The 14,999-nt window shown below is 55.9% G+C and carries 11 protein-coding genes; 2 read left to right on the top strand and 9 right to left on the bottom strand.

The features are described 5' to 3' along the window. From ADG881_RS16295 to ADG881_RS16270, 7 genes are all read right to left on the bottom strand, one after another. Positions 1-1,134, bottom strand: a 1,134-nt coding sequence (locus ADG881_RS16295) for a CmpA/NrtA family ABC transporter substrate-binding protein (RefSeq protein WP_232211741.1), incomplete at its 3' end; no start/stop codon positions are given. Further along, positions 1,131-1,283, bottom strand: a complete 153-nt coding sequence (locus tag ADG881_RS17640) for a hypothetical protein (RefSeq protein ID WP_156790440.1) — start codon at positions 1,281-1,283, stop codon at positions 1,131-1,133. The genes ADG881_RS17640 and ADG881_RS16295, both read right to left, overlap by 4 nt. A gap of 49 nt (positions 1,284-1,332) precedes the next feature. After that, positions 1,333-1,920 carry an ANTAR domain-containing response regulator gene (locus tag ADG881_RS16290; protein ID WP_007151333.1) on the bottom strand — a complete coding sequence of 196 codons (588 nt, stop codon included), beginning with the start codon at positions 1,918-1,920 and terminating at the stop codon, positions 1,333-1,335. A 180-nt stretch (positions 1,921-2,100) separates the two neighbouring features. Then, on the bottom strand, positions 2,101-3,279 hold the full coding sequence (locus tag ADG881_RS16285) for an alginate export family protein (protein WP_232211740.1): 1,179 nt from the start codon (positions 3,277-3,279) through the stop codon (positions 2,101-2,103). 127 nt (positions 3,280-3,406) lie between these two features. Beyond that, positions 3,407-4,246 carry an ABC transporter ATP-binding protein gene (locus tag ADG881_RS16280; RefSeq protein ID WP_007150047.1) on the bottom strand — a complete coding sequence of 280 codons (840 nt, stop codon included), beginning with the start codon at positions 4,244-4,246 and terminating at the stop codon, positions 3,407-3,409. 23 nt (positions 4,247-4,269) lie between these two features. Next, positions 4,270-5,271, bottom strand: a complete 1,002-nt coding sequence (locus tag ADG881_RS16275; protein ID WP_007148397.1) for an ABC transporter permease — start codon at positions 5,269-5,271, stop codon at positions 4,270-4,272. Between the two features lie 28 nt (positions 5,272-5,299). Beyond that, positions 5,300-6,673, bottom strand: a complete 1,374-nt coding sequence (locus ADG881_RS16270) for a CmpA/NrtA family ABC transporter substrate-binding protein (RefSeq protein WP_007150290.1) — start codon at positions 6,671-6,673, stop codon at positions 5,300-5,302. A gap of 570 nt (positions 6,674-7,243) precedes the next feature. On the opposite strand from ADG881_RS16270, the gene ADG881_RS16265 reads away from it, so the two are divergent. Continuing rightward, positions 7,244-8,398 (top strand): YbfB/YjiJ family MFS transporter, encoded by a 1,155-nt coding sequence (locus ADG881_RS16265; RefSeq protein ID WP_007149427.1) that lies wholly within the window; start codon positions 7,244-7,246, stop codon positions 8,396-8,398. A gap of 169 nt (positions 8,399-8,567) precedes the next feature. On the opposite strand, the gene ADG881_RS16260 is transcribed toward ADG881_RS16265, so the two are convergent. Next, positions 8,568-12,233, bottom strand: coding sequence for an Ig-like domain-containing protein (locus ADG881_RS16260; protein ID WP_007148737.1), 3,666 nt, complete (start codon positions 12,231-12,233; stop codon positions 8,568-8,570). A gap of 406 nt (positions 12,234-12,639) precedes the next feature. On the opposite strand from ADG881_RS16260, the gene ADG881_RS16255 reads away from it, so the two are divergent. Next, positions 12,640-13,527, top strand: coding sequence for an oxygenase MpaB family protein (locus ADG881_RS16255; RefSeq protein ID WP_007149860.1), 888 nt, complete (start codon positions 12,640-12,642; stop codon positions 13,525-13,527). Positions 13,528-13,676: 149 nt separating this feature from the next. Here the strand turns inward: ADG881_RS16255 and ADG881_RS16250 are convergent. Then, positions 13,677-14,999: DUF5924 family protein (locus tag ADG881_RS16250; RefSeq protein WP_232211739.1), on the bottom strand; the 1,323-nt coding region annotated here is incomplete at its 5' end.

The raw sequence follows: 14,999 nt of genomic DNA, 5'->3' as shown, positions 1-14,999 counted from the left end.
ACAACCGGTCCGGCCCCAGCTCCAGGGGGGTCGGCTCGCCGGGCAATTGCCAGTGGCCCGCATGACGTTGGTCCGGCTTGCTGTCCATGAGCGGCAAGCTTTGAGATCGGCCACCGCATCGCGGAACAGATCCGTACGGTAGCACTGGGCCGCAAAGGTGTTGGTTTCTTCCAGCGAACACTGTCGCCAGCGCTGCATTTCCTGCAACAGAAAGGCAGCGTCGGAGCGCCACGGAAAATTGGCGTGAAAACCGGCAAACACATGAAAGTGATGAGCCGGAAACGGCTGGCCCGTCAGGCCACCGGGCAACCGCTGGCTGAACGGTGCACGAATGATTTCTGCCGGCACATCCAGCCACGCGGGATGGGCCAGTAACGACAAGCTTTCCACCAGATTCTCATCCGCATGGCAGGCCGCCTTGTACAACGCCCGCAGCAATGCACGATGGGTATCCGGATAACGTGACACCCAGTCACGGGATACCGCCAGCACCTTCTCCGGGGCATTTTCCCAAATCTGATAACCGGACAAAATACAGTGCCCCGCGCCGGTCAGTGCGGCCAAACTATTCCACGGTTCGCCCACACAGAAACCATCAATGTGGCCCATACGCAGGTGATCCACCATTTGCGAAGGCGGCAGCACCACCAGCTTCACATCATGATCCGGATCCAGCCCGGCCACACTCAGCCAGTGGCGTAATTGATAGGCATGGCAGGAAAACGGAAAGACCACCGCGAGCACCAGCGGTGCTTCGCCGCTGGAAGCCCGCGCGGCCACCAGCTTGTTCATGGCGGCGGCGATGTCGTTGGGTGTCGGCCCTTCCGACAAGGCGCACAATCCCTGAAACAGCATCGGCGAAACGGTCACACCATTACCGTTCAGCCCCATGGAAAATGCCGTGGCGAGGGGCTTCTTGATACAGCCCAGCCCCAGCGACGTGGACAACAGCATCGGCGCCAACATCGGCGCCGCATCCAGTTGCCCCACCAATAGCCGATCGCGCAGGCTGGCCCAGCTCCATTCCGGTTGCAGCTCCACATCCAGCCCTTCGGCGGCGAAGAAGCCTGCCTCCTGGGCCACTGCCAGCGGCAAGCTGTCTGTCAGCGGCATATAGCCGATACGCACCTTCATGAGGTTTGCTCCATAAATGCCGGACGGCGAATGCTGGACGCCTGACGGCGAACCGGCCTAACGCCCTCTACAGCAGGTGCCCGGCTCACCGTCTTCTCCGGTGTCTCGATCAGGCTGCGCGCCTTCATCAATGGCATCACTCGTCGCATCTTGTCTCCTGCTTTTTCGTCGGGCTTCCGGCCTCAGGCATCCAGCGTATTACCCTTGCGCCTTGAGCATTTCGGCATAATCCAGCACCGACCGGGCCACCTGAATCAACGGCTGCCCGCTGTTCATGGCCTGGCGACGCAGGGTGCTGTAGGCATCCTGTTCATTGAGCCGGCGACGCTGCATCAGCAACCCTTTCGCACGCTCAATGATCTTCCGCTCAGCCAGGGCCTCACGGGTTTCTTCCAGCTCTTCACGCAACGCCTGGTATTCCCGGAAACGGGCCGTCGCCACGCGCATAACACCGCGCACCCGGGTCAGGTCGGTTTCACCGGCTACGTAGGCGCTGACGCCCGCGCGCAGCGCGGCCACCACCAGCTCTTCGTCGTCCTGGTTGCAGAACATGACCATGGGCCGCGGAATATCCCGCTGCACCAGGGCCATGCTTTCCAGGGTGTCCCGGTCGGGCGCATCCATGTCGACAATCACCACATCCGGATTACTGCTGCGCACCTTCTCCGCCAAACCGGCAGCGCTGGTCAGGCGGCACAGGATCTCGTGGCCCTCATCAATGAGGGCCCGCTCGAGAATCGCGGCACGGGGTGGCTGGTCATCTACCAGCATGATTTTCAGAGCCATCTAATTTTCAGAACCATCATGTCAGGCGCGTCCGGAATCGTTGTCGTTACGGGTTGTTTTGCAACGGTTGTGCCAGTCATCACATCCCTAACCTGATGATTTTCAATGTGTTTAGTTTCCCTCTGATCCAGCACCGAAAAAGTGCACCAAGGCGACGCACTTTTCGGCACCAAAATGTGATCAGAATTTAATCTCACCCCAGGCCCAGTACTTGCTGGTGTCATCCTTGAAGTCGTCGGCGCTGTACTGCGCATACTTCAGGCCAACCACATAGTGCTTACCGATGGGGCGAGCCATCAGCAGGTCGGTTTCCGTGCCGTAATCCGTGCTGCCTTCATTGGACTGGAAGTCGTGGTAGACCGCCGCCAGCTTAAACCCGGCCAGCTTGCCGCCCACGGTCACGAAGGTGTCCTCCAGGCCATCAGCCGGCGTGGCCAGGAACTGGTCCGCCCACCCGTTGAAGGCATGCTTGGTCGCCAACGGTGTCTGGAAAGCCACCAGGCCGTCATCTGAACCAAGCACTTCCTGTGCCACTTTTACCGTTACTCCGGCCACCTCTGCGCCCAGCTCGGCAAAGTAATAGTCGGTATCACCGGCTTCCACTTCCTGCTGAGCCCCTTCCAGCGTGAGCAACAGCTTTACCGCATCCAGATCGAAAGCACCGGCATAACGCACACCGTAGGTATCGTTCTGCGAGTCGGTTACGTTATCGGTTTCCAGCAAGTAGGCGTACGCGGTTAGCGAGCCACCCGGCATGCCCGCCCAGCTGGCATTGAAAAGATTGTTGGTCACATTGGCATCAAACCCCGGCGTAATGCCGTTCACCTGGGTCAGATGGGCCGCAGAGACACTGAAATCACTGATGCCGTAATCAATCCGCGCACCATCAAAGGTCTGTTCATCCTGGCGCCAGCCCACGTTCCCCACAAAACGGGCGTTGTCGTAGATGATCCGCTGGCGACCGTAAGTCGCCACCAGGCCTTCCAGGGCATGGCTGCCGGTATAACGAATGGCGGCGCGGTTCAGCTCGGTGACTTCCGGATCTGCAATGACCGGGTAACCGGCCTGCTGCGGCGCATAGTTGTCCACCTGGCCCACGATGCGGGTATCTTCAAACTCCCCCATCACATCAAAGCCGTGGAGCTTGCCACTCTGGTAACCCAAACGGGTACGCAGGGTTAGCGCCTGGCCGTCTTCGGTAAAGGCATCACTGTCCACGTCTTCATAACGCAGGCGCATGTTCAGCAGCGGTGTGCCGTCTTTCAGTGCGGTAATAAAGGCATCGTCTTCCGCGTTGGCTGTCCCCGTAAAGCCCAGCGTGGACAGAAGGACACCGGCAGCAATGGCAGAATATTTCATCATCGTTTCCTCAACACTTCCCAAAATTAAAAAAGTTAACGTCGTAAATTCAGGGCGCACCTTCCCTGTTCCCGCTTTTCGGTGCGCGAAAAAGCGGAAGGGTTAATCCAGGTTTTATGCGTTTAAATCAGGCCCGCTTGCGGTTCGCTTCAGCTTTAGTGCTGTCACGCTTTGGCAGCGGCTCCACCTTGCGCTGTTTCTCATACAGGAACTGAAGCACCTGCTGACGACAACGAACAAAGGTGGGGTCATCCGCCAGGGCCAGGCGGTCCCGTGGACGTGGGACCTTCACATCCAGAATCTCGCCGATGGTGGCGGAGGGACCATTGGTCATCATCACAATGCGGTCTGACAGCAGTACGGCCTCATCCACATCGTGGGTAATCATGATCACCGTGGTGCCCAGTTGGGCATGGATCTCCATCAGGGAATCTTGCAGGTGAGCGCGGGTCAGCGCGTCGAGAGCACCGAAAGGCTCATCCATCAGCAGCACCTGGGGCTGCATGGCCAGCGCGCGAGCAATACCAACACGCTGTTTCATGCCACCGGAAATTTCATCCGGTTTCTTGTGCATGGCGTGCGCCATGTGCACCAGCTCCAGGTTATGCTCCACCCAGTCACGAATTTCCGCTTTGCTCTTGGTCTTCTTGAAGACCTGTTTGACCGCCAGCTCCACATTTTCGAACGAGGTCAGCCAGGGCAGCAGCGAATGGTTCTGAAACACCACGGCACGTTCCGGACCTGGCTCGGTCACCTCATGCTTGTCGAGAATGACCCCACCATCGGTGGCCTGAAGCAGGCCCGCCACGATATTGAGCACGGTAGATTTACCGCATCCAGAGTGACCGATCAGAGAGACGAATTCGCCGGACTCAATTTTCAGATTCACATCTTTCAGCGCTTCGAACTGGCCTTTTGGCGTATCGAATTTCATGCCGACATTGGAGAGTTCCAGTAATGCTTTCATGTTTTTTCTCCTCACCTGATGGCTTAACGCTGTACCGAAGATTTATCCCACACCAGAGCGCGCTGCAGCATGAGCATCAGGCGATCCAGCAGGAAACCGATCAGACCAATCACGATCACCGCCACCATGATCCGGCCCAAAGACTGGGAGCTGCCGTTCTGGAATTCATCCCAGACGAATTTCCCAAGCCCCGGGTTCTGCGCCAACATTTCGGCGGCGATCAGCACCATCCAGGCAATCCCCAGACTCAGGCGCAGGCCGGTGAACATCATCGGCAGCGCGGAAGGCAGTACGATCTTGCGCACATGGCTCAGCGCGTTAAGACGTAGCACCTTGGAGACATTGGTCAGATCCTGGCTCACCGACGTCACACCCACCGCCGTGTTCATCAGCGTTGGCCACAGACAGCACAGCGTCACGGTGAACATGGAGGTGAGGAAGGACTTGGCCACCAGCGGATCGTCAGTCACGTACACCGCACTCACCACCATGGTCACCAGTGGCAACCAGGCCAGCGGCGACACCGGCTTGAACAACTGAATCAGCGGGTTCATGGCCGCATGAGCCGTGTTGCTCAGGCCGATAAAAATACCCAACGGAATCGCAATCACAGAGGCCAGCAGGAAACCGCTCATTACTGTGATCAGGCTGGTGCCGATCTGATCAAAGAAGGTCGGAGCCCCGGTGTAATCCCGGTGGACCGGCTCCCACTCCGGCTGCTGCTGCAGCCGCGAGGCGATGTATTTTTCCTGGCGTTCATGAAACGCCGCTTCCTTGGCTCGAGACGCCTGATGCTCATCCACCAGCGAACCGGCCTGCTCCCAGACATCGGCTGGCCCCGGGAACTGTCCCAGCGAGGTATCGATACGCTGGGCCGCCAGTTGCCATAGCAACAGGAAGGCGGCAATGCCCATTACCGGCCAGATCAACTGTCGCAGCAGTGCCTGCCACTGCTCACCGGTCATCTTGCCGGTGGCCAGGGCGCGGTAGGGTTCCATCCAGGTCGGGAATGTCAGGGTCACCATGATTGCTTCTCCTCAGGGGAGCGCGCCCTTAAAGCGCGTCACCCTCTTTCAGGCCAATCGGGAATTTCTTCAGGTATTCGTTAGGCTTGCGACCGTCGTAGGTGATGTTGTCGATAAAGCCTTTCTGCGGCGGCTTGAAGCCATCTTCCGTGGCAAAGTCGGGGAACTGGTCAGCCGGGATCTTGCCTTCAGCGATCAGGGCTTTGGCCGCCTGGGCATAGATGTCCGGGCGATACACGTTCTTGGCCACATCCATGTACCAGCTGTCCGGCTTGGTATCGCTGATCTGGCCCCAGCGACGCATTTGGGTCAGATACCAGATCGCATCGGAGTAGAACGGGTAAGTGGCGTTGTAACGGAAGAACACGTTGAAATCCGGAACCTCACGCACATCACCTTTTTCGTACTCGAACGTGCCAGTCATGGAGTTGGCGATCACGTCATAGTCCGCGCCCACATAGTTCGGCTGGGACAGAATCTTCACCGCTTCCGGGCGGTTGGCGTTGTCGTTTTCATCCAGCCACTTGGCCGCACGGATCATCGCCTTCACCACACGAATGTGAGTGTTGGGATACTTGTCGGCCCAGCCCTTGCTCACACCGAATACTTTTTCCGGGTTGTTTCTCCAGATTTCGTAGTCGGTAATCACCGGCACACCGATACCCTTGAACACCGCTTGCTGGTTCCAGGGCTCGCCCACGCAGTAACCGTAGATGGTGCCGGCTTCCAGGGTCGCGGGCATTTGCGGCGGCGGCGTTACCGACAGCAGCACGTCAGCTTGCAGCTGGCCGCTGGTGTCGCCCTTGTGCGGCGCGTAGTAACCCGGGTTCAGGCCACCGGCGGCCAGCCAGTAACGCAGCTCGTAGTTGTGGGTGGACACCGGGAACACCATGCCCATGTTGAAAGGTTTGCCTTCCGCCTTGTACTTCTCCACCACCGGCTTCAAGGCGTCCGCCTTGATCGGGTGCACCGGCTTGCCGTTCTCGACCGGAATGTTCTTCTTCATTTCTTCCCACACCGCATTGGAAACGGTGATGCCGTTGCCGTTCAGATCCATGCTGAATGCGGTAATGATGTGGGCTTCGGTGCCGTAGCCAATGGTGGCCCCCAGCGGCTGGCCAGCAAGCATGTGCGCGCCATCCAGCTGACCGTCAATGACCCGGTCCAGCAGGACTTTCCAGTTGGCCTGGGCTTCCAGGGTCACAAACAGGCCTTCTTCCTCGAAATAGCCTTTCTCGTAAGCGATGGCCAGCGGGGCCATGTCGGTAAGTTTGATAAAGCCGAACTTGAGATCCGCCTTCTCAGGCCAGCCCAGCGCATCATCCGCCACGGAGGTAGCCGACAGGCCCAGCGTCATCGCGGCCAACACGCCACAAAATGTTTTTTTGAAACCGTTCATCATCCTTCCCTCGTCTGCCCGTTTTTTTCAGGCATAAAAAAAGCGCTCAAAGCCCCCCGCCTTCGTTGGCCGGGTCCTCTGAGCGCCTTTGCTCGAATCTGCACGTGGCCGCCGTTGGCCACGAAGATGGTTGTCCTGCACAGCATTGCCACTGTGCTTACCCTGTCATAAGGCAAATGCTGTGCCAGTTTTTAAATACCTTGGTTTTCATCAACTTAACGGTAAAGTCAATCGCCACCCCAATTTCCCGCGCCCGCTTATTGCCCAGCCAGCACCGTTGTGAATCAGCCACGGCTCACCAAAATGCATCACCTCTTTGCTGCAACAGCGCTTTCCGCCCACAACCCCCGCGCTTTGCCCCGTCCTGGTGAAAAAACCACGCACTGCCTGGGAGCCTTTGCGACCAAAGCCGCATTTATCACTGGGGTGAATAATGAACATCATTCGAATGATGAAGCCGAAAACGCCACGGCCTGTTAGGCTGCGCGCTGGATTATCGGAGAGACCCGGCACGTCGCCCTATATTGGTTTTCCCGACTTCGCCTTCCCATTTGATTGCCTGCGAGACACTGCGTGACGACCACCGAAAGAGATCACCTGCTCACTGCGATAGCCGGCGCCTTCAGTCTGGTTATTGCCCTGGGTATTGGCCGCTTCCTGTTCACCCCGGCCCTGCCCGACATGATTGCCGAGACAATGCTCACCGCTGTCAGTGGCGGTTATCTGGCCGCCATCAACTATGGGGGCTATCTGGCCGGTGCCATGCTCGCCATGGCAGTGCCGGCCCACCGGGCACGCACGGCGTTCTGGCTGGCACTGTGGGCAAGCGTAATCACCAGCATCCTTATGGGCCTGAGCACTACCTTCACGCCCTGGGCCATTAACCGGTTTCTCGCGGGTGTGGCCAGCGCCATCATTATGGTCAACGGCTCCGCGCTGGTACTGGGCGCCATGCCCAATCACCTGCGTGCCCGGCTGGGCAATATTCACTATGCCGGCATCGGCCTGGGCATCAGCATCGCCGCCCTCACCGTTGCCTTTATTGAACGCCTGCACGGCAGCTACGCCACCATGTGGCTCGCCTGTGGTGCACTGGCGCTGATCATTCTGCCGCTGCTGCGCCGCATCCCTGCCCTGCCCCACGCCAAACACAACCAGCACGAACACGCGCCGGTGAACCGCTCGGCCCTGGGCTTTCTGATCGCCAGCTACACCCTGGCCGGTTTCGGCTACATCACCAGCACCACCTACCTGCCGGTGATCGCCAAAGCCCAACTGCCGGGCCTGGACAGCGCCGCCTTCTATACCTGGCTGGCCGTAGGCCTGGCCGCCGTGCCCGCCAACCTGCTGTGGGGCAAGCTCGCCAGCCATGCCGGCGAACGCAACGCGCTCATGGCCGCGCTGCTAGTGCAGGCAGTGGGCGTCAGCGCCCCCGCCTGGCTACCGGGCCTCACCGGGCTGATCATCAGTGGCCTGCTGGTCGGCGCCACCTTTACCGCCGTGGTCGCCCTGAGCATGTACTGCGGCCGCCAACTCGCCCCCCACGCCGCCAGCGCCGCCCTGGGCGCACTGACAGCCTGCTATGGGGTCGGGCAGATACTGGGGCCGGTGGTGACGGCACGGTTGCTGGAAAGTAGCGGCAGTTTTGCGCCCGGGTTGCTGGGGGCAGCAGCAGCGTTAATTGGCGCGGCGGTGCTGTTGGTGCCGCTGGGGAAGGTGCGGTTTTAGGGCTTACTGAGCTGGGACAAGTCTGTGATGATGCACTTACGCACGATTCAAGAGCTGCCAATTTATCGCCGGAGCAGCGATGGCCCGGTGAGGGCTTTGCAGGAATCGAAGAGACCTAGAGACTGCGGGCCCTTCGATTCCTGCATTATTTTGGCTGAAAACAGGTTTTCTAAACCGAAACCCGCTTTCTCCTCAACAAGAAGAGGGCTAGAGCCATAAGAAAAAGGGATGTTGGCTCCAGGAAGGCTCCCCCACCCCCTTTCTTAGACGCTGCTCCTTTGCCTGCCCCACCTGAACCTTTTGTCGTTGCAGAAACAGTACTGCTCCAGAGGTTTTCGCTCGTAGATGAGCTGGACCGCATTCGAAAGGCATACCTTGTTCCCTCCGCCAGTCCAGAAAGAATGGCACCGCTTTCCTCACCAGGGACATAGCCCAGATCGTACCAGGTCGGATCACCCTCTTCCCTGATTTGCAGGTAGTAACCGTACTCCTCAGATTCATCGGTCCAAGTCAGGACAATCGAATCCAATGTTACCTCTGCAATGCTAAGTACAGGCGGAGGATTAAAGACTACAGTCACCATAGCTGGCGAGGAGATTTCCGAATCGTCATCGCTGACCACATAGCTGAAAGTATCGGTCAGGCTAAAGTTATCACCAGGCAAATAGGTAACATCCCCGTCTGAATGAACAACCACATCTCCAAACTGTGGCTCTTCAACAATCATTATTGAGTCAGCCTGCACAAACCCATCGATATCAAAATCATTGGCGACCACACTGAAACGTTTCCCAGAAGAAAGGTCAGCCAGCCATATAGAATCATCCATAGCCGTTGGTGCCTGATTAGGCTTCACCTGAGATGTTGCAACAGCGACATTACTCCAGGGTGAGCTATAGTCCGGCGTCCGTGCTCTTACACGAAATTCATACGTCACACCTTCAGATAAGCCACTTGCCGTCCAGCTAGTGACGTTAGCTTCCGTAGACTTCACGTCATACCAGCTACTATCACCTTGCAACCTCTGCTGAATAACAAATTCCATCTCAAGCGATTCATCACTCCAGCTCAAGTCGATTGATTGATAGGTTGCATTCCCCACCGAGAGGACCGGTGCAGGAAGAGAGGCCGGCGACGAGAGAGAATAAAATTTGAGCTTGTTACCTACCTGCACAACCAGTTTCTGAGTGGTGGAGTTGTAGCCACTCACAGTTGTACTGGCGGGCATCGCTAGCGTCTGACGACGGAGGTTAATGTCGTAGATCGCCATCTCAGCAAAAGCAAAGCGTCCCTCAGTTGAAGTGGAGTATATTGTTTCCCCAATTCCCCATTCAGGCTCAAGATCTTTGTCCAATACCGTTCCGGCCCAGAAAACCCGCGAGCCATCTTCCGATACCACAACGGTCCTTGAACCGTGGTAGCTGGACATTGCCGGCGGACGGACTGCAGCTAGCTGGGTAAAAGTATCGCCACTGGTGTCGAACTTGATAATTTCTGCAGCGGAGGAGTTATTCTCACCGTGATAATAGTATCGTCCAGCTGGCCCAAACGCCCCTCCACCTTCTCGTACAAACTCAGTAGCCAAGCTGTTCTCTGTATTCGTATCTACAAGAGAAAGATCAATCCACTGGTCTTCCTCTTCTACAATGATTCGTTCAGAAACACCTGCAGCCACACGGTATACATCGCCGGAAGAATACCCTGTGCCGCCAGACGGCTGAAAAGCAATGCTCTTAATAAATGTAAAATTATTTTTATCTATGACCAGAAGATTTCCAGACTTCCAGTTTGTAACGTAGATAAGATCATCTGAATAATGAATAGCAAAATCAGTAACGGACGATCCTACCTCTAGCGTTCGAAGGACTGTCTCAGAGGCAGAGTCTATTTCAAGAAGATATGCCCTGGCTGTTACATCACTATCTTCTTCGCTAATGGCATAGATTTTTTCTGAGGTTCTATCACTCCTTATATGAGTGACCGAAAGTGGTTCAACCTCAATTTCAACTGGAATTTCTACCCCACCAGTCTCACCGGTCAAGGTAAAGAATGAACTGTGTATACCTGGCGACAGCAGAGAAGCATTAAGATGGACATTAAGAGTCCCAGGCGTCTCACCAGAAAGTTCACCAAATGTAATCCATGGAACAGGAGAAGAAACACTCCAGGGCAAACCTGATTCTTCAGAGGAAAGTTGAATATCAACTTGATAATCAGGGTCATTTGCAACCGTTTCCACATTGACCTCGGCGACATCAAGGCCAATTTCTGAAACGCTAAATGTATAAACGGTACCTCCCTGAGGGCCAGAATCTGTCACCGGGTCTACCCTCCAGTAATAGACCCCACCATTACCAAGAAGCTCCGACAGAGAAACACTTGTACCTGTGAATCTACCGAGATAATAAGGTGATGAAGTGTCTGCTGAAGCAGTCATATCATAGTCTGCACTCAGATAAACATCATACTCACCAACTTCTGGCAATGGAGACCATGAAAGACTTTCCGGAGAATTGACGACGGCGCCATCTTCAGGCGTAAAGACTATCCCCATTCTCTCCAAACCGATTTCTTCCTGAATATTAACAACACCCAGAGTCCGTTTTGATTCGTTGAAGTAGATAAAGCGAGTGTAATCTGACGTAAAGACCTGAGCCTTGGTATAAGTATAGCCTACGCCGCTATTGCTACCGTCCGGGATCGTATACAGCTCCTCACCAGTGTCATAGGCATAAAGTTTATCGCCCGTCCCGATAACCGATCCATTCCGGACCATTGACCAGATAGCAGAAGGGAAAGTGCGATCAAGAGAGTCCGTATCCGCAGGATCAAGTGAGACCGTTTTCATCACAGCGATTTCGTCATCGTCACGGAGCAGAACAGGGGACTCGAATGGCTCGCGGTTGAAACCGGAAACTGTTGTTTGCTTGACCAGAGATACGGTTCCATCCTGATTAATATCAAGGTGACCAACCTTAGGCGTATGCACACCTGCAGACCAGCCATACTGAGGCATGGCAACCATGTTTGACTTGTCATCGGTTACAGCAAAGTCCATGAATCCATAGGAATCGAAAAAGAGTGTTGATTGGATAACATCTTTTTCGTTTCTGCGCAGCACATGGAGCATTGGTGCCCAGGCACCATCGGTATAATATATAACCCCATTCGGCCCCAGATCTATATTCGCTGTTGTACTACTGTTACTCGCTTCAGAATAAACCGGTAGTAAAATATTCTCTTTTATAGAGAAGGCATCCAGATCAACAATATCAATTTCCTGCCCAGCGCTGTTGATAACAAAAAGCTCTGAAGCATCATCGCTGATAACCATATCAGTTGGCCCCTTGCCAACCGTAAGGCATGCCGTAAATGACTCTTCATAAGGATTAAATGCCACGATGGAGCCATTATCCTCGCCATCCCGCTGTATTCCGTAAACAACAGGCCGGACAGGGTCATCCACCAAACGATATATATCCAATGGCGGAACAACGGCATTAATAAACAACTCAGAAACAGAATCGTCGTGTTTTACCTCAATGGTTGCTGTATATGAAGCAGTCAAGCTGTCCATTGAAAAAGAAACGTCAATCTGATTCAAATTGCTGTTAACAGAAGGCTTGGCCCATGAAGAATCAGAAGTTACTGAAATCTGAGTTTCGTCATATGGCGCATCAGTAGAGGTATAGGGAAAACTAATGGGTGCATGATTGCATGTGGGGGCAACCACAATTTCGATCTGGTTCTTTTCGAACAAAACATTGGCCATAGACGGCGAGACGACAAACAACAATTGCACCGTTAACAGGCACAAGAGGTTTCTTAGCTTCATTAATAATTCCCCCAAATATAATCATAACAGTGCCTGATTAAGTGCTTTTGCCTTATCCCTTGCACCAACCCGAACATTTGCATACCCCCCAGACATACCTCTGGGCCACAGGTTTACGGAATTGCATAATGGAAATTCCCGTGGTTTTCACCAATATTTCCCCCCAAATAAAAGTTGCATTATATACGAGCCATCCAGCATTTCCTGTAAGCCATATCCTACAAAACTACCGCTCTTGCTATTTGAAAACGCCCTCACCACAAACCTTCATCGCTCCCCTATCCTCAGCAATCATGCGGTGAACAACTATCCGCGTTCTGTCACTTGTCTATGGCATCAGGCCCAACACAGAATGAGACATCATAAAATATTCGTCTCAACCTGTTTGGCGCGAAAGGAGCAAGCCATGGCAAGCCCCACTAACAAGCACGCCTCCCCGGTTGCGCTGGGTCCGGATTCTCTGGCCTGGACGCATGCGGGCGATAACCTGCAGTTGCTGATGGCGGGGACCACCCTGTTGTTGCAGGTGTCTCACCCGGTGGTGGGCGCCGGGGTGGGTGACCATTCCGTGTTCAAGAAGGATCCCTGGGGGCGGCTGAAGCGCACCACCGAATGGGGGCTGCGGCTGCTGTATGGCGGCCCGGACGGTTCGCTAGAGGCCGGGCGGGATTTGCGCGAGATGCATCGAGGGATCAAAGGCGAGGATGATAAGGGCCGAAAGTATTTTGCGCTGGACCCGGAGGCCTATGCCTGGGTGCACATGACCACTTACTACACCATGGTGACCACCCAGCGACTGTTCGGCCGGCAACCCTTCACTGTCGGCGAGGAAGCGCAGCTGTATCAGGAATGGCTGCAACAAGGACGAGTACTCGGCATTCGTGACCAGGATATGCCGCAGACGGTGCCGGCTTTTTGGGAGTACTTCCACAATATGGTGGAAACCCGCCTGGAAAATACGGACACCGCACGCTATCTGCTGGATGTGAGCCTGAAGTCAGTCAAAAAACCGCCGCAGCTATCGCTGATGCCGGACTGGATGTGGAACCAGCTATATCGTGTACTGGGTAAGAACGCCACGCTGACTACCTATGCCACCCTGCCGGACAGTTTGCGCAAGACACTGCATGCGCCCTGGGACGGGCGACTGACGCGCCGTTTTGACCGCAAGCGTCGTTTTCTTAAGCGGGTGGTGCCGCTGGTGCCAGCGAAAATCCGTTATCTGCCACCGGCGTATCTGGCGGTGACCGGCCAGCAGGATCGGCTGCGACCGGTGCTGAAGGGAACGGTGTAGGCCGGCCGGTGTAGGAGGGCTCGAAAACCCGTGGCCCTGACCCCTAAGCGGAGGGAAGCCATGCTTGCATGACGAACTCCGTGCCACACCCTTCGCGATTCAAGCATCAGCTCCCACAAAGTCCGTACGAATTTGGAAAAGGAATGCGTTCAGGGGGTGATGGTGAAACGCATGACACCGATGATCTGGTTATCCCCGGTACGCACTTCTACCCGCCAGCGCCCCTCTGATGGCACAGGAATATGGCGCTTGTGAGACCAGGTACGAAACCCGGATTCGCGGCCGCCGAAGACCTTCAAGGGAATACGGTCCACCTGTTCGCCATCACGAAACCAGTAGTGATACACCTCCTGCCCCAACCCCAATGGCGCCTTGATGGCGGTGTAGGCATACAAGCCGCCTGCCACTTCGTCTGCACTGAATACTTCACCGCTGACCAGCGGCTTGCGCTCGGCGCGATTGAATGACAAGGCCACGGCGCGCTCTTGCAGGGACAGGGTCAGCGGTGGCACCAGCGGGGCCAGCCAACGCGGGGACAGGGCGATCAGGCACGAGACCAGAATCAGCCCGAGCCAACGAAACCATTTTCGCGGCCCGCCAAACCGCCAGAAGCTGGGCAACGCAAACAGGGCCGTGAGCCAGCCGGCCCAGGCCAATGCCGAATCCGTGCCCCAGTGGAAGATGAGCGGCAACAGCACCAGCAACGCCACAAACAACGCCCAGGCGTGAAAACCGAAATACAGTGCCCGGTGTCGGGCCAGCCAGAAATAAACCGGATCGATAATGCTGATGGCCGCCGCACTGACTACCAGGGTGGTGAAGAAAATATATTCCGCGCCACCGGACCATTGCAGCAGCACGAACGGCAGACTGAAAAAGAACGCCTCCTGGTGCACCGCCTGCAACAACAGCTTGAGCATGCCCTGGGGCAGGCCATCAAAACGGGTGCCTATCACCTTGTTCTGCCAGATCCCTTCGGTGAGCAGTAATAGCCAGCTGAACACCAGCAGCCCGGTCAGCACTGCGGCCAGCCAGGGCTGTCGCTCCACCAGAAAGTAACTGCTCAGGCCCAGCGAAAAACTGATCAGCGCCCAGATATGGCGGACCTGATAGAGCTTGTCAGTGAGAGTTTGTAGCGTCAGCGGCAAGGTGTGGCTCCGTCGAGGGGGTTGCGTCTTCGACGTACTATAGCCCTGTGGGTTCCCGATGGCAGCAGGGGTTCCAGACAAAGCCCTCCCGCTGTAGGAGTCCCATTTGGCCACGCTTTCAGGGGTTTCTTCATATAACGTCTGGGCCACCTTGGCCGGGCCGCGCTTGCTGCTCAAATCGCGGACGATGACCTCGAAATGTTCGGTGCCCTTGGTAATGGTCACCGTCTGGCCGGGCTGCACCGCCTTGCTGGGCTTGGTGCGGCTGCCATCGATATGGATCTTGCCGCCTTCCACGGCGGTTTTGGCCAGGGTGCGGGTCTT

It is taken from the genome of Alcanivorax sp. DG881 (assembly GCF_000155615.1).
GTDB lineage: Bacteria > Pseudomonadota > Gammaproteobacteria > Pseudomonadales > Alcanivoracaceae > Alcanivorax.
This window is presented reverse-complemented; position numbering and strand designations above follow the sequence as displayed.

Excerpts from the sequence above, each read along its gene's own strand:
- ADG881_RS16280 (WP_007150047.1), bottom strand. The coding sequence starts at position 4,246 with ATGAAAGCATTACTGGAACTCTCCAATGTCGGCATGAAATTCGATACG.
- ADG881_RS16260 (WP_007148737.1), bottom strand. The coding sequence starts at position 12,233 with ATGAAGCTAAGAAACCTCTTGTGCCTGTTAACGGTGCAATTGTTGTTT.
- ADG881_RS16285 (WP_232211740.1), bottom strand. The coding sequence starts at position 3,279 with ATGAAATATTCTGCCATTGCTGCCGGTGTCCTTCTGTCCACGCTGGGC.
- ADG881_RS17640 (WP_156790440.1), bottom strand. The coding sequence starts at position 1,283 with ATGCGACGAGTGATGCCATTGATGAAGGCGCGCAGCCTGATCGAGACA.
- ADG881_RS16255 (WP_007149860.1), top strand. The coding sequence starts at position 12,640 with ATGGCAAGCCCCACTAACAAGCACGCCTCCCCGGTTGCGCTGGGTCCG.
- ADG881_RS16275 (WP_007148397.1), bottom strand. The coding sequence starts at position 5,271 with ATGGTGACCCTGACATTCCCGACCTGGATGGAACCCTACCGCGCCCTG.
- ADG881_RS16290 (WP_007151333.1), bottom strand. The coding sequence starts at position 1,920 with ATGGCTCTGAAAATCATGCTGGTAGATGACCAGCCACCCCGTGCCGCG.
- ADG881_RS16270 (WP_007150290.1), bottom strand. The coding sequence starts at position 6,673 with ATGATGAACGGTTTCAAAAAAACATTTTGTGGCGTGTTGGCCGCGATG.